This is a genomic window from Kitasatospora sp. NBC_01250, from assembly GCF_036226465.1.
Lineage (GTDB): Bacteria > Actinomycetota > Actinomycetes > Streptomycetales > Streptomycetaceae > Kitasatospora.
The window spans coordinates 3,410,847-3,432,429 of record NZ_CP108476.1 but is presented as its reverse complement, the minus strand read 5'-3'; the positions used below and the strand labels follow the sequence as shown (position 1 = coordinate 3,432,429).

Annotated in this window: 13 protein-coding genes; 12 read left to right on the top strand and 1 reads right to left on the bottom strand. The window is 72.7% G+C overall.

What is annotated here, in order from left to right; translation table 11 throughout:
• Positions 1-459 precede the first annotated feature (459 nt).
• The 9 genes from OG500_RS13830 to OG500_RS13790 all read left to right on the top strand — a co-directional run bounded on the left by OG500_RS13830 (position 460) and on the right by OG500_RS13790 (position 13,509).
• On the top strand, positions 460-4,986 hold the full coding sequence (locus OG500_RS13830; RefSeq protein ID WP_327071553.1) for a HAMP domain-containing protein: 4,527 nt from the start codon (positions 460-462) through the stop codon (positions 4,984-4,986).
• A 259-nt stretch (positions 4,987-5,245) separates the two neighbouring features.
• Positions 5,246-5,890 carry a response regulator gene (locus OG500_RS13825; RefSeq protein ID WP_327067032.1) on the top strand — a complete coding sequence of 215 codons (645 nt, stop codon included), beginning with the start codon at positions 5,246-5,248 and terminating at the stop codon, positions 5,888-5,890.
• 140 nt (positions 5,891-6,030) lie between these two features.
• Positions 6,031-8,832, top strand: a complete 2,802-nt coding sequence (locus OG500_RS13820) for a DNA translocase FtsK (protein WP_329580174.1) — start codon at positions 6,031-6,033, stop codon at positions 8,830-8,832.
• Between the two features lie 148 nt (positions 8,833-8,980).
• A complete protein-coding gene (locus OG500_RS13815; RefSeq protein ID WP_329580171.1) occupies positions 8,981-9,865 on the top strand; it encodes a helix-turn-helix domain-containing protein in 885 nt (294 codons plus the stop codon).
• A gap of 86 nt (positions 9,866-9,951) precedes the next feature.
• The gene (gene rimO, locus OG500_RS13810; RefSeq protein WP_329580168.1) at positions 9,952-11,430 is read left to right on the top strand and encodes a 30S ribosomal protein S12 methylthiotransferase RimO; all 1,479 of its coding nucleotides are present in this window, start codon (positions 9,952-9,954) and stop codon (positions 11,428-11,430) included.
• Positions 11,427-12,065: a CDP-diacylglycerol--glycerol-3-phosphate 3-phosphatidyltransferase gene (pgsA, locus tag OG500_RS13805; protein ID WP_327067028.1), complete on the top strand. Its 639-nt coding sequence runs from the start codon at positions 11,427-11,429 to the stop codon at positions 12,063-12,065. The genes rimO and pgsA overlap by 4 nt, the downstream gene beginning before the upstream one ends.
• Positions 12,062-12,574, top strand: a complete 513-nt coding sequence (locus OG500_RS13800; RefSeq protein WP_327067027.1) for a CinA family protein — start codon at positions 12,062-12,064, stop codon at positions 12,572-12,574. The genes pgsA and OG500_RS13800 overlap by 4 nt, the downstream gene beginning before the upstream one ends.
• 195 nt (positions 12,575-12,769) lie before the next feature.
• The gene (locus OG500_RS13795; RefSeq protein WP_184937956.1) at positions 12,770-13,138 is read left to right on the top strand and encodes a helix-turn-helix domain-containing protein; all 369 of its coding nucleotides are present in this window, start codon (positions 12,770-12,772) and stop codon (positions 13,136-13,138) included.
• 107 nt (positions 13,139-13,245) lie between these two features.
• On the top strand, positions 13,246-13,509 hold the full coding sequence (locus OG500_RS13790; RefSeq protein ID WP_329580163.1) for a hypothetical protein: 264 nt from the start codon (positions 13,246-13,248) through the stop codon (positions 13,507-13,509).
• On the opposite strand, the gene OG500_RS13785 is transcribed toward OG500_RS13790, so the two are convergent.
• A complete protein-coding gene (locus tag OG500_RS13785; RefSeq protein ID WP_329580160.1) occupies positions 13,438-18,144 on the bottom strand; it encodes an ATP-dependent helicase in 4,707 nt (1,568 codons plus the stop codon). The genes OG500_RS13790 and OG500_RS13785 overlap by 72 nt on opposite strands.
• A gap of 214 nt (positions 18,145-18,358) precedes the next feature.
• Here OG500_RS13785 and OG500_RS13780 point away from each other — a divergent pair, with 214 nt between their 5' ends.
• The 3 genes from OG500_RS13780 to recA all read left to right on the top strand — a co-directional run bounded on the left by OG500_RS13780 (position 18,359) and on the right by recA (position 21,500).
• Positions 18,359-19,942: a S8 family serine peptidase gene (locus tag OG500_RS13780; RefSeq protein ID WP_329580157.1), complete on the top strand. Its 1,584-nt coding sequence runs from the start codon at positions 18,359-18,361 to the stop codon at positions 19,940-19,942.
• Positions 19,943-20,004: 62 nt separating this feature from the next.
• Positions 20,005-20,199 (top strand): DUF3046 domain-containing protein, encoded by a 195-nt coding sequence (locus OG500_RS13775; RefSeq protein WP_327067023.1) that lies wholly within the window; start codon positions 20,005-20,007, stop codon positions 20,197-20,199.
• Positions 20,200-20,381: 182 nt separating this feature from the next.
• Positions 20,382-21,500 (top strand): recombinase RecA, encoded by a 1,119-nt coding sequence (gene recA, locus OG500_RS13770; RefSeq protein ID WP_329580154.1) that lies wholly within the window; start codon positions 20,382-20,384, stop codon positions 21,498-21,500.
• Positions 21,501-21,583 lie beyond the last annotated feature (83 nt).

Sequence of the window (21,583 nt, the reverse complement as noted above, 5' to 3'; positions counted from 1 at the left end):
GAGGTGCAGCGCTCCACCCTACTTTCCGGCTGGTCTCCCCGGAGGCAAGGGGGAGTGAAACGGGCACTCGGGAGTGATTCTCCCCACGCCGCCCACACAGAACCTGCCTGGCATGTACTCCTGGACGGCGGATGAGCCTGGCCAAGGGGGCCAATTCGGTCGGTGGGTGCTGTCAGACTGGGGGATCCGCGGGAACGGCCTCGGTCCGACCCGGCGGACACCAGCCAGTCGCGACATGGGAGGGTCCCGTTGAGTTCGGCCACCAAGGACGCTACCGGTCAGAGCACGTCCGGACAGAACGCTGCCGGAGCAGGCACCGCAGGGCAGAAGAGCGCTCCCGGCGCGGCGCGCGGCGCGCGTTCGGTGACCGCGCCCCGCGGCGGGGCCGGGCGCCGTCCTGGGCACAACCGCGGGGCCGAGCCGGCCGAGCTGCGCAAGCTGCTCGGTGCGCTGACGGCGATGCGCGACGGCAACTTCCGGCGCCGACTGACGGTGCCGGGCGATGGCCCGATGGCCGAGATCGCGGCGATGTTCAACGAGGTCGCCGAGCGCAACCAGCACCTGACCGGCGAGCTGGCCCGGGTGCGCCGCGCGGTGGGCCGTGAGGGGCGGCTGACGGCGCGGCTGGAGAACGGCGCGGGGGAGGGCGCCTGGGCCTCGGCGGTGGACAACTGCAACGCGCTGATCGACGACCTGGCCCGTCCGATGGCCGAGGTCGGGCGGGTGCTCGCCTCGATCGCCGAGGGTGACCTGGACCAGCGGATGGAGCTGCGCTCCAACCAGCCGGACGGCGGCAGCCACCCGTTGCGCGGCGAGTTCCTCAAGGTCGGCCGGACCGTGAACGGCCTGGTGGACCAGCTCTCGGAGTTCACCGACGAGGTGACCCGGGTGGCCATCGAGGTCGGCACCGAGGGCAAGCTCGGCGGCCAGGCCCGGGTGCGCTCGATGTCCGGCAGCTGGAAGGACCTGGCCGACTCCGTCAACACCATGGCGGGCCGGCTCACCGCGCAGGTGCGCAACATTGCCGAGGTCACCACCGCGGTGGCCAAGGGCGACCTCTCGCACAAGGTCACCGTGGACGTGGCCGGCGAGATGCTGGAGCTGAAGAACACCGTCAACACGATGGTCGACCAGCTGAACTCGTTCGCCGCGCAGGTGACCCGGGTGGCGCGGGACGTGGGGACCGAGGGGCGTCTGGGTGGTCAGGCGCAGGTGCCCGGGGTGGCCGGGGTGTGGCGTGATCTGACCGATTCGGTCAACTTCATGGCCAACAACCTCACGGATCAGGTCCGAAATATTGCGCAGGTGACCACGGCGGTGGCGCGTGGTGATCTGTCGCAGAAGATCGAGGTCGATGCCCGGGGCGAGATCCTGGAGCTCAAGAACACCATCAACACCATGGTGGATCAGCTTTCCGCCTTCGCCGCGCAGGTGACCCGGGTGGCGCGGGACGTGGGGACCGAGGGGCGTCTGGGTGGTCAGGCGCAGGTGCCCGGGGTGGCCGGGGTGTGGCGTGATCTGACCGATTCGGTCAACTTCATGGCCAACAACCTCACGGATCAGGTGCGAAACATTGCGCAGGTGACCACGGCGGTGGCGCGTGGTGATCTGTCGCAGAAGATCCAGGTCGATGCCCGGGGCGAGATCCTGGAGCTCAAGAACACCATCAACACCATGGTCGACCAGCTCTCCGCCTTCGCGGACGAGGTCACCAGGGTGGCCAGGGACGTCGGCACCGAGGGCATCCTGGGCGGTCAGGCCAGCGTGCCCGGCGTCTCCGGGACCTGGAAGGACCTGACCAACAGCGTCAACCTGATGGCCAACAACCTGACCAGTCAGGTGCGCAACATCGCCGAAGTGACCACGGCGGTGGCCCGCGGCGACGTCTCCAAGAAGATCACCGTGGACGCCCGCGGCGAGATCCTCGAACTGGTCACCACCGTCAACACGATGGTCGACCAGCTGAGCGCCTTCGCCGACGAGGTGACCCGGGTGGCCCGCGAGGTGGGCACCGACGGGATCCTGGGCGGCCAGGCCCGGGTGCGCGGCGTCTCGGGCATCTGGAAGGACCTGACCGACAACGTCAACTTCATGGCGTCCAACCTGACCAGCCAGGTGCGCAACATCGCCGAGGTGGCCACCGCGGTGGCCCGCGGTGACCTGTCCAAGAAGATCACCATCGAGGCGCAGGGCGAGGTCGCGGCGCTGGCCGGCACCCTGAACACGATGGTCGACCAGCTGAGCGCCTTCGCCGTCCAGGTGACCCGGGTGGCCCGCGAGGTGGGCACCGACGGCATCCTGGGCGGCCAGGCGGACGTCCCGGGCGTCGCCGGCATCTGGAAGGACCTGACCGACAACGTCAACTTCATGGCCTCCAACCTGACCAGCCAGGTGCGCAACATCGCCCTGGTGATCACGGCGGTGGCCCGCGGCGACCTGTCGCAGAAGATCGACGTCGACGCGGCCGGCGAGATCCTGGAGCTGAAGACCAGCATCAACACGATGGTCGACCAGCTGAGCGCCTTCGCCGACGAGGTGACCCGGGTGGCCCGCGAGGTGGGCACCGACGGGCGGCTCGGCGGCCAGGCCCGGGTACCCGGCGCGGACGGCACCTGGCAGGACCTCACCGAGTCGGTGAACGAGCTGGCCAACAACCTGACCAGGCAGGTGCGGGCCATCGCCCAGGTGGCCACCGCGGTGACCCGCGGCGACCTGTCCTTGCGGATCGACGTCGACGCCTCGGGCGAGATCGACGAGCTCAAGGACAACATCAACCAGATGATCGCCAACCTGCGCGAGACCACGCGCACCAACCAGGAGCAGGACTGGCTGAAGACCAACATGGCCCGGTTCTCCGGCCTGCTGCAGGGCCGGCGCGACCTGGAGGCGGTCGCCTCGCTGATCATGTCCGAGCTGACCCCGGTGGTCTCGGCCCAGCACGGTGCCTTCTTCCTGGCCCAGCCGGCCGGGCGCACCGCGGAGATGATCACCGAGGACGACGACGAGTCCGACACCGTGCTGCGCCTGATCGGCTCCTACGGCTACCAGCGCCGCTCGATGCCGACCACCTTCCGCCCCGGCGAGTCGCTGGTCGGCCAGGCGGCGGTGGAGAAGCGCCCGATCAGCCTCACCGAGGCGCCTCCCGGCTACCTGCGGATCTCCTCCGGCCTCGGCGAGGCCTCGCCCGCGCACGTGGTGGTGCTGCCGGTGCTCTTCGAGGGCCGGCTGCTCGGGGTGATCGAGCTGGCGACCTTCGCCTCCTTCACCACGGTGGTGATGGACTTCCTGAACCAGATCGCCGATCTGATCGGGGTCACCGTCAACACCATCAGCGTCAACACCAAGACCGAGGGACTGCTCCTGGAGTCCCAGCGACTGACCGCCGAACTCTCCATGCGGTCGGCAGAGTTGGAGGCGCGTCAGGAGGAGCTGGAGCGCACCAACGAGGAGCTCCAGGAGAAGGCCGAGCAACTGGCCCAGCAGAACCGCGACATCGAGATCAAGAACAGCGAGATCGAGGAGGCCCGCAAGGTCCTGGAGGAGCGCGCCGAGCAGCTGGCCCTCGCCTCGCGCTACAAGAGCGAGTTCCTGGCCAACATGTCGCACGAGCTGCGCACCCCGCTCAACTCGCTGCTGATCCTGGCCAAGCTGCTCTCCGACAACAACGAGGGCAACCTCTCCTCCAAGCAGGTCGAGTTCGCCGACACCATCCACGGCGCCGGCTCTGACCTGCTGCAGCTGATCAACGACATCCTGGACCTGTCCAAGGTCGAGGCCGGCAAGATGGACGTCCGCCCGGCGAAGATCGCCCTGGTCCAGCTCACCGACTACGTGGAGGCGGCGTTCCGGCCGCTGACCGCGGACAAGGGCCTGGACTTCACGGTCACCGTCTCGCCCGAGCTGCCGCCCACCCTGCACACCGACGAGCAGCGGCTCCAGCAGGTGCTGCGCAACCTGCTCTCCAACGCCGTGAAGTTCACCGACAGCGGCGCGGTGCACCTGGACATCGAACCGGCCGGGTCGGTGGTGCCGCAGCACGTGCGCGAGCAACTGCTGGAGTCGGGTCAGATCGACGACCCCGACGCCACACTGGTGGCCTTCGCGGTGACCGACACCGGCATCGGCATCCCCGGGAACAAGCTGCGCGAGATCTTCGAGGCGTTCAAGCAGGCCGACGGCGGCACCAGCCGCAAGTACGGCGGCACCGGCCTGGGCCTGTCGATCAGCCGGGAGATCGCCCGGCTGCTCGGCGGCGAGATCCACGCCGAGAGCGAGCTCGGCGAGGGCAGCACCTTCACCCTCTACCTGCCGTTGCGCAGTGACGCGCCGCAGGGCTCGGCGGACCGTGAGCGGCCCGGTGCCGCGCCCGCGTCCGGCAGTGCGCTGCGGGCCGCGGTCGGCGTGACCCCCACCGGCCTGCCGGTGCCGGTCGGTGAGAGCCCGGCCGACCACTGGGCGCAGGAGGTGCGGGAGCTGGCGCTGGAGCGCCGCCGGGACGCGGCCGAGCGCCGCCGCACGGCCGAGAGCGCACCGGTGGCCGCCCGGCACGCGGAGGAGGAGGTGCCCGCGCCGCGGGCCGGGGCCGGACCGCAGTTCGAGGGCCGGTTCGGCGGCGAGGAGGTGCTGATCGTCGACGACGACGTGCGCAACGTCTTCGCCCTCACCAGCGTGCTGGAGCAGTACGGGCTGACGGTGCTGTACGCGGAGAACGGCCGCGAGGGGATCGAGGTCCTGGAGCAGCACGAGAACGTGGCGCTGGTCCTGATGGACATCATGATGCCGGAGATGGACGGCTACGCGACCACCGAGGCGATCCGCCGGATGCCCCAGTTCGCCGGCCTGCCGATCATCGCGCTGACCGCCAAGGCGATGAAGGGCGACCGGGAGAAGAGCATCGAGGCGGGCGCCTCCGACCACGTGACCAAGCCGGTGGACACCGACCACCTGTTGAACGTGATGCGCCAGTGGCTGGGGGCGCGTGGTTAGCTCGCGGGCATCGGCGTTTACTGGCGGGCCGGACCGGGAACCCGCTAGGGTCACTCATCGTTGCGAACAGTAACCGAATGGCGACGGTGTGCAGGAAAGCACCCGGGTCCTTCGGGGCGGCAGGCGCTTCGACGGCCTGTTGGGACTATCCGATAGGGCAGGGCTTGGGGGTGCGGCTAGCATGACCGGGTCGGTAGCAGGCGGTACACGGGTGCCGTCGCGCGCAAAACAGGTGGGCTATCCGGCAGGAGGGCGGGTCGTGGTGCAGAAAGCGAAGATCCTCCTGGTCGACGACCGACCGGAGAACCTCCTCGCGCTGGAGGCGATCCTCTCAGCGCTGGACCAGACGCTGGTGCGCGCGGTCTCCGGTGAGGAGGCGCTCAAGGCGCTGCTCACCGACGACTTCGCGGTGATCCTGCTGGACGTCCAGATGCCGGGCATGGACGGCTTCGAGACCGCCGCGCACATCAAGCGCCGCGAGCGCACCAGAGACATCCCGATCATCTTCCTGACGGCGATCAACCACGGCCCGCACCACACCTTCCGGGGCTACGCGGCCGGCGCGGTGGACTACATCTCCAAGCCGTTCGACCCCTGGGTGCTGCGCGCCAAGGTCTCCGTCTTCGTCGATCTCTACGTGAAGAACTGCCAGCTCAAGGAGCAGGCAGCGCTGCTGCGGCTGCAGTTGGAGGACGACCGGCAGGGCCGGGACCGCTCGGAGCCGCTGCTGACCGAGCTCTCCGCGCGGCTGGCCTCGGTCGAGGAGCAGGCCGAGGCGCTGACCAAGCAGCTGGGCGACTCGCCCGACGCCGGGGCGGCGGCCACCGCGGCCCACCTGGAGCGCAAGCTGGCCGGCCTGCGGGCGGCGCTGGAGGCGCTGCGCCCCGGCGCGGATCAGGCCTGAGGGGATTTCAGCCCGCGGCTGCGCCGGCCGGGTGACTTCGGATCGCGCCGACGGTGTGTCGCAGTGCGTCCGCGACACGCCAGGGTCATGACGGTCGGTCATGTGTCCACGGCTCAGGGCCGCCGGTAGGCTCTGGTGCCATGGCCCCACGGACGCCCGGCAGCACCGCACGCACCACGAGTCCGGGACCGGCGAAGAAGGCCGCCCCGGCGAAGAAGTCCGCGACCCGCAAGCCGGCCGCGAAACCCGCTGCGAAGCCGGCCGGGAAGGCGTCCGCCAAGGCAGGCCCGGCCAAGCCGGCCGGGAAACCCGCCGGCAGGCCCGCCGCGCGCAAGGCGGCCGCGAAGCCGGCCGCCCCCACCCCGGCCCCCGCCCGCCCCGCCAGGTCGAAGCAGCCCATACTCTTCCGCGCCGTCCGGGCCTGCTGGTTGGGCCTGGCCCACAGCATCGGCGCGGTGTTCCGCGGCGTCGGCGACGGCGCCAAGGGGTTGCACCCGGTGCACCGCAAGGACGGCCAGGCGCTGCTGCTGCTGGCGCTGGCCCTGGTCACCGCGGCCGGCACCTGGTTCAGCCCGCAGGGCTGGCTGGGCGGCGTGGCCACCAGCGTGGTCAGCGGCCTGTTCGGGCGCATGGACGTGCTGATCCCGCTGCTGCTCGCGGCGATCGCGATCCGGCTGATGCGCCACCCGGAGCTGCCGGAGGCCAACGGACGGGTCGCCATCGGCCTGAGCACCCTGGTGATCGGCGTGCTCGGCCTGATCCACATCGGCTGCGGTGCCCCGGGGATGCAGAGCGGTGCGACCCGGATCCGGCAGGCTGGCGGCATCCTCGGCTGGGCCGCCTCGACACCGATGATGGCTGCCGCCGGCCCGCCGCTGGCGGTGCCGTTGCTGCTGCTGCTGACCTTCTTCGGCCTGCTGGTGGTCACCGCCACCCCGGTCAACAAGATCCCCGAGCGGCTTCGGCTGCTCGGCGAGCGCCTCGGCGTGGTGGAGCCCGCGTCGGTGGACGAGCTGGACGGCTACGGCGAGTACGACGAGTTCGGCGAGTACGCCACCGGCGACCGCGAGCTGTCCACCGAACCGCCGGAGGACGCCGACCCCGACGCGCTGCCCTACACGGTGGAGGAGGACCCGGACGACGAGGTGGGCGCCCGGCGCCGCCGGCGCGGGCGCCGCAAGCAGGTGGACGAGCCGGAGCTCGCACCCGCCGTGCCGGACATGTTCCTCAAGGACCCGTTCCAGACCCGCGACCTGGCCGCCGGAGTGGCCGCCGACCTGGACGGCGCACTGCTGCACGGCGTGCCGGCCTCGCCCGCGGTGGCCAGCATCATGCACCAGGTCCAGGACCGCACCGCCGTGCCGGAGGAGCCGGCCGTTCCGCCGGCGCGCACGCCGGCGCCCGGCTCGCCCGGCGACCCGGCGGCCCCCGAGCACGGCGAGGCGCCGAGCCGGATGGAGCAGCTCCAGCTGCACAGCGGGGGCGGCTACGTGCTGCCCTCGCTGGACCTGCTGGAGCGCGGCGGCCCGGGCAAGACCCGCAGCGCGCTGAACGACCAGGTGGTCGCCCAGCTCACCTCGACCTTCGCCGAGTTCAAGGTGGACGCGAAGGTCACCGGCTTCACCCGGGGGCCGACGGTCACCCGCTACGAGGTGGAGCTGGGCCCGGCCGTCAAGGTCGAGCGGATCACCGCGCTGGGCAAGAACATCGCCTACGCGGTGGCCAGCCCGGACGTGCGGATCATCAGCCCGATCCCGGGCAAGTCCGCGGTGGGCATCGAGATCCCCAACGGGGACCGCGAGATGGTCAACCTCGGCGACCTGCTGCGCTCGCGCAGCGCCGCCGAGGACAGCCACCCGATGGTGGTCGGCATGGGCAAGGACGTCGAGGGCCACACGGTGCTCGCCAACCTGGCCAAGATGCCGCACATCCTGGTCGCCGGCGCCACCGGCGCGGGCAAGTCCTCGTGCATCAACTGCCTGATCACCTCGGTGCTGGCCCGGGCCACCCCGGACGAGGTGCGGATGGTGCTGGTCGACCCCAAGCGGGTCGAGCTGACCGCCTACGAGGGCATCCCGCACCTGATCACCCCGATCATCACCAACCCCAAGAAGGCCGCCGAGGCGCTGCAGTGGGTGGTCCGCGAGATGGACCTGCGCTACGACGACCTCGCGGCCTACGGCTTCCGCCACGTGGACGACTTCAACGCCGCGGTCAAGGCCGGCAAGGTGACCCCGCCGCTGGGCAGCGAGCGGGAGCTGACGCCGTACCCGTACCTGCTGGTGATCGTCGACGAGCTGGCCGATCTGATGATGGTCGCCCCGCGCGACGTCGAGGACTCGGTGGTCCGGATCACCCAGCTGGCCCGGGCCGCCGGCATCCACCTGGTGCTCGCCACCCAGCGGCCCTCGGTGGACGTGGTGACCGGCCTGATCAAGGCCAACGTGCCCTCCCGGCTGGCCTTCGCCACCTCGGCGATGGCCGACTCCCGGGTGATCCTCGATCAGCCGGGCGCGGAGAAGCTGATCGGCAAGGGTGACGCGCTCTTCCTGCCGATGGGTGCGAGCAAGCCGGTCCGGATGCAGGGCGCGTTCGTCACCGAGGCCGAGATCGCGGCGATCGTGCAGCACTGCAAGGACCAGCTGACCGCGGTCTACCGCGACGACGTCACGGTCGGCGGCGGCCCCAAGAAGGAGATCGACGAGGAGATCGGCGACGACCTGGACCTGCTCATCCAGGCCGCCGAGCTGGTCGTCTCCACCCAGTTCGGTTCGACCTCGATGCTGCAGCGCAAGCTGCGGGTCGGCTTCGCCAAGGCCGGCCGGCTGATGGACCTGATGGAGTCGCGCGGCATCGTGGGGCCGAGCGAGGGGTCCAAGGCCCGCGACGTGCTGGTCAAACCGGACGAACTGGACGGGGTGCTGGCCATCATCCGCGGGTAGTGCTCTGAAGGGGCGTCAGCGGTCCTGTGGGGCCGTTGGTGCGCCTGGGCAGAGGGCGCGCGTTCGGTCGAACTCCGGTTGAGAAACGATTCGCCCCCGCCCCTAGACTGTGTCCTCAGCAGGTGGCTCCGCTCGAAAGGCGCGCCCAGTGACCATCGGCAAGTCTTCCCACCGCGACCACGGCCGATCCTCCGACGCCCGCTCGGCCGAGACCGACAGCGCGGCCGGCCCGCAGCCCGGCGCCGTCTCGGATGCTGCACCGACCATCGGCCGGGTGCTGGCCGATGCCCGCCTCGCCGCCGGGCTGACGGTGGACGAGGTGAGCGCCAGTACCCGGGTCAGGGTGCCGATCGTGCACGCGATCGAGGAGGACGACTTCAGCCGCTGCGGCGGCGACTTCTACGCCCGCGGGCACCTGCGCTCGCTGGCCCGCGCCGTTGGCGCCGACGGCGACGCCCTGGTGGCCCGTTACGACGAGCTCCACGGCACCGCTCCGGTGGTGCTGGCGCCGGTGGCCAGGCTGGACGCCAAGCGGATCCGGCCCGACCGCGGCCGAGCGACCTGGACCGGCGCGATGCTGGTGGCGATCGCCGCGGTGGTACTGCTGATCGTTTTCAACCTGTTCAGCAGCAGGCCCGCCAAGGTCGCGGCCGGTGCCGCCTCCTCGCCGCTGCCCAGCGTCGCGGCCTCCGCCCCGCCCTCGTCCAGCGCCTCGCCCGCCCAGCCGCCGGCGCCCGCGCCGAGCGTGGCCCCGATCGCCGCCGCGCCGGCCGACAAGGTGACCGTGAAGCTGGTCGCCGAGGGCGGCACCAGCTGGGTCTCGGCGATGGACGGCGACGGCAACTCGCTCTTCCAGAACGACATGGACGACGGCTCGAACCAGACCTTCACCGATCCCAAGCAGATCAAGCTGGTGATCGGCAACGCGGCGGCCGTGCACCTGTACGTCAACGGCAAGGATCTGGGTCCTGCGGGCAAGGACGGGCAGGTGGTGCACCTCACCTACACCCCCGGCGACCCGCAGGCCGGCTAGCCGGCGCGGCGCCCCGAGCCATCCGATCATCGCCGCGCGGCCTCCGGGGGAAACGACACCGGGGGCCGCGCGTTAATCTTGGCCCTATGCCTGAACGCCGTACTGTCGCACTGGTCACGCTCGGATGCGCCCGCAACGAGGTCGACTCCGAGGAACTCGCCGGGCGACTGGAAGCCGATGGCTGGCAACTGGTCGACGACGCGAGCGAGGCGGACGTCGCCGTCGTCAACACCTGCGGCTTCGTCGAAGCCGCCAAGAAGGACTCCGTCGACGCCCTGCTGGAGGCCAACGACCTCAAGGGCCACGGCCGCACCCAGGCCGTGGTGGCGGTCGGCTGCATGGCCGAGCGCTACGGCAAGGAGCTGGCCGACGCCCTGCCGGAGGCCGACGGCGTGCTCGGCTTCGACGACTACACCGACATCAGCGACCGCCTGCAGACCATCCTGTCCGGCGGCCACCACGCCCCGCACCTGCCGCGCGACCGCCGCAAGCTGCTCCCGCTGACCCCCGTCGAGCGGCAGGCCGCCGCGGCCGAGGTCGCGCTGCCGGGCCACGGTGCGCCGGAGGACCTGCCCGAGGGCGTGGCCCCGGCCTCCGGGCCGCGCACCCTGCGCAAGCGGCTGGACGACAACCCGGTGGCCTCGATCAAGCTGGCCTCCGGCTGCGACCGGCGCTGCTCGTTCTGCGCCATCCCGGCCTTCCGCGGCTCGTTCATCTCCCGCCGCCCCTCGGACGTGCTGAACGAGGCCGTCTGGCTGGCCGAGCAGGGCGTCAGCGAGGTGGTCCTGGTCAGCGAGAACAACACCTCGTACGGCAAGGACCTGGGCGACATCCGCCTGCTGGAGACGCTGCTGAGCGAGATCGCGGCCGTCCCCGGCATCGAGCGGGTCCGGGTCAGCTACCTGCAGCCCGCCGAGATGCGCCCGGGCCTGATCGAGGCGATGACCTCGACAGCCGGTGTGGTGCCCTACTTCGACCTGTCCTTCCAGCACTCGGCTCCCGCCGTGCTGCGCCGGATGCGCCGGTTCGGCAACACCGACCAGTTCCTCGACCTGCTGAAGACCATCCGGGACAAGGCCCCGCAGGCCGGTGCCCGGTCCAACTTCATCGTCGGGTTCCCGGGCGAGAGCGAGCAGGACTTCGCCGAGCTGGAACGGTTCGTCACCGAGGCCGGGCTGGACGCGATCGGCGTCTTCGGCTACTCGGACGAGGACGGCACCGAGGCGGCCACCTTCGAGGGCAAGCTCCCCGAGGACGTGGTGGCCGAGCGGCTGGCCAAGCTGTCCCGGCTCGCCGAGGAGCTGACCGCGCAGCGTGCCGAGCAGCGGATCGGCACCGAGGTGGACGTGCTGGTGGAGGCCGTCCTGGTGGCGGAGGACGACGGCGAGCAGCTGATCGAGGGCCGCTCGGCGCACCAGGCGCCGGAGACCGACGGCCTGACCACGTTGATCGGCGCGCCCGAGGCCGAGGTCGGCCAGTACTACCGGGCCCGCGTGGTCGCCAGCGAAGGCGTCGACCTGGTCGCCGAGGCGATCGAGCTCGTCCGCAAGGCGGCCGCGGCATGACCGGCGGGCCGGGCAGCCCGGCAGCGGCCCGCCCGGCCCAGCAGGGGACGGCGCAAGTTGCGGTGCCCCCGCTGTGGAACCTCGCGAACCTGCTGACCATGCTCCGGCTCGCCCTGGTGCCGGTCTTCGCGTTCCTGCTGTTCGCGGACGGCGGGCACGACCCGAAGTGGCGCGCGGTGGCCTGGGCCTCGTTCGCGATCGCCATGATCACGGACCTGTTCGACGGGGAGATCGCCCGGCGCAAGGGACTGGTCACCGACTTCGGCAAGATCGCCGATCCGATCGCCGACAAGGCGATCATGGGCGCCGCGCTGATCGGCCTCTCGGTGCTGGGCGATCTGCCGTGGTGGATCACCGCGGTGATCCTGGCCCGTGAGCTGGGCATCACGCTGCTGCGGTTCTGGGTGATCCGCTACAGCGTGATCCCGGCCAGCCGGGGCGGCAAGCTCAAGACCCTCACCCAGGGCATCGCGGTGGGGATGTACGTGCTGCCGCTGACCGGCTGGCTGGCCACCGGGCGTGCGGTGCTGATGGGGCTCGCGGTGGTGCTGACGGTGGCCACCGGGGCCGACTACGTGCGCCAGGCCGTCCGGCTGCGGCGCGAGGGCATGGCCCGGGAGAGGCAGGCTCGATGACCGAGTACGTTCCGCTCGCCGAGCGGGTGCACGCCGAGTTGCGGACGCTGGGCGCCACGGTGGCGGTCGCCGAGTCGCTGACCGGTGGTCTGCTCTCCGCGCAGCTGGTCGAGGTCGCCGGGGCCTCGGAGACCTTCCGCGGCTCGGTCACCGCCTACGCCACCGAGCTCAAGGCCGCGGTGCTGGGCGTGGACGAGGGGCTGCTGGCGGTGTACGGGCCGGTCCACCCGGTGGTGGCGCGCCAGATGGCCGAGGGGGTGCGCCGACTGCTGGGCGCCACCTACGGGCTGGGCACCACCGGCGTGGCCGGGCCGACCGAACAGGACGGTCACGCAGTCGGCACAGTACATCTGGGATTCGCCGGTCCGGGGGGAACTGCGGTGAGATCGCCCCGGCTGTCGGGGGACCGTGCCACAATCCGACGCAAGGCGGTGGCGGGCGCGCTGGAGCTGCTGCTCGAGCGGATCGCCGTCGGGGCGGGCGCAACCGGCACCACACGCGTCAACTGAACAACGGCTGAACAGGCAGAATCCGGGAAGCCTTTTCATACAAGGGGCGTGCTGGCGCCCGGGGCGGGAACAACAGGGGAGGGCAGAGGCTTGCAGCCCAGAGTGAACACGACCACGGTCCCCGCACACGAAGCGGGCAAGGCGGTACGGTGGGGACGTGACATCTCGATCCGCAGTCCGAGGAGGGAGCCACCGATGATCCTGCTCCGTCGCCTCTTGGGTGACGTGCTGCGTCGGCAGCGCCAGCGCCAGGGCCGCACACTTCGCGAGGTGTCGGCCGCCGCACGAGTGTCGCTCGGATACCTCTCCGAGGTCGAGCGCGGGCAGAAGGAGGCCTCCTCGGAGCTGCTCTCCGCGATCTGCGACGCGCTTGACGTCCGGATGTCCGAGGTCATGCGCGAGGTGAGCGACGAGCTGTCGCTGGCCGAGCTCGCCGCGATGACCGCGCTCTCCGAAGACGGCCTGCTGCGTCCGGTGCTGGAGCCCGTGCAGCTGCCGGCCCCGGGTGAGCGGATGAGCTCGATCACTCCTAAGGCCGCTGCGGTGGACGTCGTCGCTGCCTGACCTCACCCTGCAAGAGGGGCTGAGTGAAGGAGCCGCACGTGCACCGGTCGACCGAGGACCGTTCCCCAGCTCGAATAGGCCGGACCGGTCGACGTAAGCCCTCGGCTGTGCACGGTCTGCGCCGCTGGGCGCCGGCCGTGCTGTTCGGCACCGTCGTACTCGGCACCCTCTGCTGGTTCCTGCTGCCGCAGACCGCTCGACCGGGCGGGCCGGGTGCACTCCTCGCGCTGCTGGGCGGCTGGGGACTCGGGCTGCTCCCGGTGCACAGCGACCGGCGCAACCAGGGACCGGCCCGCCGGCTAGCCGCGCAGCCGCAGCCCGCGCGGGGTGGCGTGGAACCCGCCGGCCTCCAGCGCGGCGCCGAGCACTGAGCCCAGCGCGCTCTCGCCGTTCGTCCGCTCCACGGTCAGACCGCTCAGCAGGCCGCGCCGCACCGCGTCGGCCAGCGCCTGCACCGCCGCCGTCAGCACCGCTTCGCGCTCGGCCCAGCAGAGCAGCGACTTGCCGCCGCGTTCCAGGTAGAGCGCGAGTTCGCCGTCGACCAGGACCACCAGCGCACCCGCCTTGCGGCCGGGGCGGTGGGCGCCGGACTGCGCACCCGGTGGCTCGGGCCAGGGCAGCGCCGCCCCGTACGCGTTGGCCGGGTCGGCCGCGGCCAGCACCTGCGCCTGAGGCCGGGCCTGGGAATGGGCCTGGGGCGACTGGCGGGGCGCACCGATCGGCGTCGCGCCGGTGGCCGCGGGCCAGCCCGTGGCGTCGAGGCGCTCCAGCCGGCCGTTGACCGAGCGGAGCCGGTCGACCGCGCCGTCCAGCGCGAACTGCGCACCGCCCAGCCCCTCGACCAGGTAGCCGCGGCGGGCCCGGCCGCGCTCCTCGAAGGCGGCCAGCACCCGGTAGACCGCGGCGAAGCCGCCCTGGATCCGCTCGGCCTGCACGGCGCCCCGGGTGAGCACGCCGTACCGGTCCAGCAGCACCTGTGCCTGGGCGGCGGCCCGGGCGGTCGGCTCGGCGGGCTCGGGCAGCAGCGACCAGCGACCGCCCACCGTGGGGTCGGCGAGCCGGGCCGGTGTGCGGCCCAGCGCGCCGTAGCGGCCGCGCGGGACGCTGCGCGGCGCCCGGTGCGCTGTGGCGCCCGCCGTGCGGGCCGAGCCCAGCAGGGCCCGCACCGGGCCGAGGGTGTCGTTGGTGACCCGGCCGGCCCAGACCAGGTCCCACAGGGCGGCGGTCAGCTCCGGATCCGCGGCGTCCGGCACCTGCTCGCGCAGCTGGCGGAAGTTCAGCCCGTAGCCGCTGGCCAGCGCGGCCAGCAGCGCCTCGTGCAGGGGCGTGCGGGTGAGCGGGAGCGGCTCGGGGCGCACCAGATCGGCGCTCTCGCCCAGGTGCAGGCTGATCCAGCCGTCCTTGCCGGGCAGTGCACCGGCACCGGTCCAGCCGATCTCGCCGTCGGTCATCAGCTTGTCGAGCAGGCCGGGCCGGTAGTCGTCGAGCCGGCCCGGGAGCACCAGGCGCTCCAGCGCCGAGGCCGGCACGGCGGCGCCCTGGAGCTGCTCGACCACCCGGAACAGGCCGTCCTCGCCCCGCAGCTGATGGCCACTCAGGTGCTGCCACTGGGGCAGGAAGGCGGCCAGCGCCCGCGCCGGTACCGCCTCCACCTCCTGGCGCAGCGCGGCCAGCGAGCGGCGCCGCAGCCGGCGCAGCGCCTCGGCGTCGCACCACTCGGCCTCGCCGGTGCCGCCGGCCTCCACCGGGCGGAACTCGCCCGCCACCAGGCGTCCGGCGGCGGTCAGGCGCTGCAGCGCGCCGGTGACCACGGCGGTGCCGAGGCCGAACCGGGTGGCGGCCTGCTGGGCGGTGAACGGTCCGTTGGTGCGTGCGTGGCGGGCCAGCAGGTCGCCGAGCGGGTCCTTGACCGGCTCGGTGAACGCCTCCGGGATGCCCACCGGCAGCGGGGTGCCGAGCGCGTCGCTGAGCCGGCCGGCGTCCTCGATGGCGGCCCAGCGCTGCTCGCCCGCGATCCTGACCTGGATGGCCCGGCGGGCGGCCTGGAGTTCGGTGGCCCAGCCCGGCTCGGCGCCGCGCACGGCCAGCTCGGCGGTGCTGAGCGGGCCGAGCAGGCGCAGGGCGTCGGCGACGCCCTCGACGTCCTTGATCCGGCGCTCGGGGGTGAGCCGCTGCAGCTCGGCCTCCAGCTCGGCCAGCACCACCGGATCGATCAGCTCGCGCAGCTCGGCCTGCCCGAGCAGCTCGGCGAGCAGCCGGGAGTCCAGGGCGAGCGCGGCGGCCCGGCGCTCGGCGAGGGGCGAGTCGCCCTCGTAGAGGTACTGGGCGACGTAGCCGAAGAGCAGGGAGCGGGCGAACGGGGAGGGCTCGGGTGTGGTGACCTCGACCAGCCGGACGGCGCGCGACTCCAGGTCGCGCATCAACTCGACCAGCCCGGGGAGGTCGAAGACGTCCTGGAGGCACTCGCGGACCGCCTCCAGCACGATCGGGAAGGAGCCGAACTCGCTGGCCACCTCCAGCAGCTGGGCGGCCCGCTGGCGCTGCTGCCAGAGCGGGGTGCGCTTGCCGGGGCTGCGCCGGGGCAGCAGCAGGGCCCGCCCGGCGCACTCGCGGAACCGGGAGGCGAACAGTGCCGAGCCGCCGACCTGGTCGGTGACCAGCTGCTCGATCTCGGCGGGGTCGAACAGCGCGGCATCGGCGCCCACCGGCGCCTCGTCGGCCGGGGGCGCGTCGGGTGACGGGAAGTCGAGCAGGTCGGCGTCGGGCAGCCGGAGCACGATGCCGTCGTCGCCGTGCATCACCTGGGGGTCCAGGCCGTGCCGCTCGCGCAGCCGGGCGCCGAGCGCCAGCGCCCAGGGGGCGTGCACCTGGGCACCGAACGGGGAGTGGATGACGATCCGCCAGTCGCCCAGCTCGTCGCGGAAGCGCTCGACCACGATGGTGCGGTCGTCGGGCAGGTGGCCGGCCGCCTCGCGCTGCTCGGCGAGGTAACTGAGCAGGTTGCCCGCCGCCCAGTCGTCCAGGCCGGCGCCGAGCAGGCGCTCCTTCGCCTGCGGCTCGGGCAGCGCGCCCAGCTCGCGGACGAAGGCGCCCAGCGCCCGGCCCAGTTCCAGCGGGCGGCCCAGCGAGTCGCCCTTCCAGAACGGGAGCCGTCCGGGCACCCCGGGGGCCGGGGTGACCAGCACCTTGTCGTGGGTGATCTCCTGGATCCGCCAGGAGCTGGTGCCCAGGGTGAAGACGTCGCCGACCCGGGACTCGTAGACCATCTCCTCGTCGAGCTCCCCGACCCGGCCGCCGCCCTTCTTCGGGTCGGCGCCGGCGATGAAGACGCCGAAGAGCCCGCGGTCGGGGATGGTGCCGCCGGAGGTGACGGCCAGGCGCTGGGCGCCGGGGCGCCCGCTGACGGTGCCGGCGACGCGGTCCCAGACCAGCCGGGGGCGCAGCTCGGCGAAGGCGTCCGAGGGGTAGCGCCCGGCCAGCATGTCGAGCACCGAGTCGAAGGCGGACTGCGGCAGGGAGCTGAACGGCGCGGCGCGGCGGACCAGGGCGAGCAGCTCGGTCACGTCCCAGGTGTCGAGCGCGGTGATCGCCACCAGCTGCTGGGCGAGCACGTCCAGCGGGTTGCGCGGCACCCGCAGCGCCTCGATCTGCCCGGCCCGCATCCGCTCGGTGACCACGGCGGACTGCACCAGGTCGCCCCGGTACTTGGGGAAGACCACGCCGGTGGAGACGGCGCCCACCTGGTGGCCGGCCCGGCCGACCCGCTGCAGCCCCGAGGCCACCGAGGGCGGCGACTCGACCTGGACCACCAGGTCGACGGCGCCCATGTCGATGCCCAGCTCCAGGCTGGAGGTGGCGACCACGGCGGGCAGCCGGCCGGCCTTCAGATCCTCCTCCACCTGGGCGCGCTGCTCCTTGGAGACCGAGCCGTGGTGGGCCCGGGCCAGCACCGGGGGCGCGCCCTTGGTGACGCCGGACTCCGCCATCAGCTGGGCGGGGGCGTGCGACTCGGGCAGCGGCCCGCCGGTGGCCCGCTCGTGGGCGATCTCGTTGAGCCGGTTGCACAGGCGCTCGGCCAGGCGGCGCGAGTTGGCGAAGACGATGGTCGAGCGGTGCGCCTGCACCAGATCGACGATCCGCTCCTCGACGTGCGGCCAGATCGAGGCGGCCCTGGCCGGATCCGGCTCGCCGTCGGAGGGGGCGGCGCCGCGCGGGCCGCCGGGCGGCCCTTGCGCCGGGCTGGGGGAGAGCTCGCCCAGGTCGGCGACCGGGACCACCACGGAGAGGTCGAAGCGCTTGGCGGACGGCGGCTGGACGATGGCCGCCTCGCGCTGCGGACTCAGGAAGCGGGCCACCTCCGCCACCGGGCGGACGGTGGCGGACAGGCCGATCCGGCGGGCCGGGCGCTCCAGCAGCTGGTCCAGCCGCTCCAGGCTCAGCGCGAGGTGGGCGCCGCGCTTGGTGCCGGCCACCGCGTGCACCTCGTCGAGGATCACCGTGTCGATGCCGCGCAGCGCCTCCCGGGAGGCGGAGGTCAGGAGCAGGAAGAGCGACTCGGGGGTGGTGATCAGGATGTCGGGCGGGTGGCTCTGGAACTTGCGCCGCTCGGGGGCGGGGGTGTCTCCCGAGCGGATGCCGACCTGCACCTCCGGCTCGGGCAGCCCGAGCCGGACGGCGGCCTGCCGCAGACCGGTCAGCGGCGCGCGCAGATTACGTTCGACGTCGACGGCGAGCGCCTTCAGCGGTGAGATGTAGAGGACGCGCAGCCGCCGGCGGGGGTCGGCGGGCGGCGGGGTGCTGCTGAGGTGGTCCAGGGCGGAGAGGAAGGCGGCGAGGGTCTTGCCGGAGCCGGTGGGGGCGACCACCAGGACGTCGTTCTGCTCGCGGATGGCCGCCCACGCGCCGGCCTGGGCGCTGGTCGGGCCGTCGAACGCGGCCTCGAACCAGGCCCGGGTGGCCGGGGCGAAGCCGGCCAGCGGGTCGGGGTGGGGGTGCTGTTCCGCCATGCTCCCCATGGTGCCGCGTGCCACTGACAAGCAGGAGCGGACGGCGCCGAGGGGGAGCGCGGCGGAACAGCGGGCGGTGGGGCCGGTGCGGCCGGATGGCGGCGGCAGCCGTTCTGAAAAATGGTCATACAGGATATTCCGCTCATATGGTGATGCTTCGTGAGAGCACGGCTGTGCCACGTGAGGGCAGGCCGCGAGGAGCGGAGGACACCCGATGGCCGAGGTGCGGCTGGTCTCCCGTCGTCCGCTGCGCCGCCGGTGGCTGCTGCTGCGCAGTGCGCCGGCCATGCTCGCGGCGGCCCTGCTGCTGGGCGGCGCCGTCCCCTATCTCTCCGGGACCGACCAGGGCTACCTCAGCTACCTGGTGCTGGCCGACCGGCCGGACGGCCAGGGCTCGGCCGCCGCGCAGACCGAGGTGCGCGCGGCGGGCGGACAGGTGGTCCAGGACTACCCGCAGGTCGGTGCCGTGCTGGCCTACGCCAACGAAGCCGGGTTCGCCGCCAGGCTGCGCGGCCGGCCCGGCATCGTCGCCGTCGGGGCGACCCGGACCGTGCCGGTGCCCGGGCCGCCTGGCGTGCTGGCCGGCTCCGGCGACTTCCGCCGCCCCGGCGGTGACGCGGCCGCGGCGTCCGGGACGGTCGAAGGGGACAACACCACGACTGTGCCCGACCCCGGGGAAAGCGGCGCCTGGAACCTCGCCATGATGGGCGGCGGGCAGAACTCCCCGCCCCAGGCGGGGCTGCTCGCCGGCACGGCGCCGAGCACCGCCGCACCGATCCACGCCGCGCCGAGCTCCGGCAGGCCGGCCCTCGGCATGCCGGCCCCGGGCGCGGTGACCACGAGCAGGGCGCTGCGCCAGGTCCTGGTGGCCGTGCTCGATTCCGGGGTCGACGACACTCATCCCGACCTGCGCGACGCGGTCAGCCCGGCCGACTCCGCCTCCTGCGCCGACGGCCGTCCCGACGCCCGGTTCGGCGCCTGGCGCCCCGACGGCGGGGTCGCCGAGAGCGGCCACGGCACCCATGTGGCCGGGCTGATCGGCGCGGCCCGGGACGGGCACGGCGTGGTCGGGGTGGCCCCGGGGGTGCGCATCGCGGCCGTGCGACTGCTCGGCCCGCTCGGGCAGTACTACCCGGAGAACATCGTCTGCGGGCTGCTCTGGGCCGCCGACCACGGGGCGGTGGCGGTCAACGACAGCTACTTCGCGGACCCGTGGAAGTACAACTGCCCCGAGGACCCGGACCAGGGCGCGATGATCCAGGCGGTGGGCCGCGCGGTCGCCTATGCCCAGCGCCACGCGCTGGTGGTCGCCTCGGCCGGGAACGACGCCCAGGACCTGGGCGCGGTGCGGGTCGACCAGCGCAGCCCGAACGACCGCGTCAGCGGCCCGGCCCGGGATCGCCGGCTCGGCACCGAGTGCGTCCGGCTGCCCGGCGAACTGCCCGGGGTGCTGTCGGTCAGCGCGGTGACCCGCAGCGGTGCCGTCGCGGCCTACTCGAACTACGGCGAGGGGCGGATCGCGCTGGCCGCGCCGGGCGGCGATCCGGACGGCGGGCCGGACGAGGCGATCGTCTCGGACTGGCCGGGCGGGCGGTACGCGGCGCTGGCCGGCACCTCGATGAGCGCCGCGGAGGTCACCGGCGCGATCGCGGTGGCCGCGGCGCTGCACCCGGGCTGGGGACCGGAGCGCCTGCACGAGCTGCTGCTGTCCCAGGCCCAGGCGAACTGCCCCGTCGGCCCGGGCGTCTGCCGGGACCGCGCGACCTACGGCGCGGGGATCGTCGCGCTGCCGCACTAGAGCTTGTCGGACGGATCTCGCCGGGCCTCGGGGGCGGGTGGGGCTCGGGGATACTGGGCGGCATGAGGCTGACCGAGTTCTGGCGACGGATGGACGAGCACTTCGGCCCGGGGTACGCGGAGTCGTTCGCCCGTGACCACGTGATGAGCGAGCTCGGCGGTCGCACGGTGCACCAGGCGCTGGACGCGGGGTGGGAGGCCAAGGACGTCTGGCGGGTGGTCTGCCAGGTGATGGGGGTGTCCGCGCGACTGCGCTGATCGGCGTGGTGCGACCGCGTCGTAGGCGTTCGGGTGCGGGCGTGATATCGAACAGGTGTTCCCTATACTGGGTTTCCCGGCGAGTTTTCCACAGGCCGAGCCCGTCCGGAGCCGATTGTCGGTGGGACGCGCTAGCGTCGAGGACGATGAAGCGCACAGCACAGAACCCGAGGGTGGAAGCCATGGCAGGCACGGACCGCGAGAAGGCTCTTGAGACCGCACTCGCCCAGATTGAGCGGCAGTTCGGCAAGGGCTCGGTGATGCGTCTGGGCGACCAGTCCCGTGCCCCGATCGACGTGATCCCCACCGGCTCCACCGCGCTGGACGTCGCGCTCGGCGTCGGCGGGCTGCCCCGCGGCCGGGTGATCGAGATCTACGGCCCCGAGTCCTCCGGCAAGACCACGCTGACCCTGCACGCCGCGGCCAGCGCGCAGAAGCTCGGCGGCACCGTCGCCTTCGTCGACGCCGAGCACGCCCTGGACCCGGAGTACGCCCGCAAGCTCGGCGTCGACACCGATGCCCTGCTGGTCTCCCAGCCGGACACCGGTGAGCAGGCGCTGGAGATCACCGACATGCTGATCCGCTCCGGCGCGATCGACCTGATCATCATCGACTCGGTGGCCGCGCTGGTGCCGCGCGCCGAGATCGAGGGCGAGATGGGCGACTCGCACGTCGGCCTGCAGGCCCGGCTCATGAGCCAGGCGCTGCGGAAGATCGCCGGTGCGCTGAACCAGTCGAACACCACCGCGATCTTCATCAACCAGCTGCGCGAGAAGATCGGTGTGATGTTCGGTTCGCCGGAGACCACCACGGGTGGCCGGGCGCTGAAGTTCTACGCCTCGGTGCGCCTGGACATCCGCCGGATCGAGACCCTGAAGGACGGCACCGAGGCGGTCGGCAACCGCACCCGGGTGAAGGTCGTCAAGAACAAGGTCGCCGCGCCCTTCAAGCAGGCCGAGTTCGACATCCTCTACGGTCACGGCATCAGCTGGGAGGGTGGTCTGATCGACATGGGTGTCGAGCACGGCTTCATCCGCAAGGCCGGCGCCTGGTACACCTACGAGGGCGACCAGCTGGGTCAGGGCAAGGAGAACGCCCGCAACTTCCTGCGCGACAACCCGGCGCTGGCCGAGGAGATCGAGAAGAAGATCAAGGTCAAGCTCGGCATCGGCGTCGACCCCAACGCCGCCGCCGAGGGCGAGGTCCCGGCCCCGGCCGAGGCGGACGGCGCGGTCAAGCCGATCACGGCCACGGCGGCGAAGACGGCGGCGGCCAAGAAGACGGCGGCTGCGAAGGCCTGATCAGCGGATGAGGAACGTGTGGAGTCCGGGCGAAGGGGAGCGCCCGGACCGGTGGATGGTGGAGGCCAAGGGCGAGGAGGAGG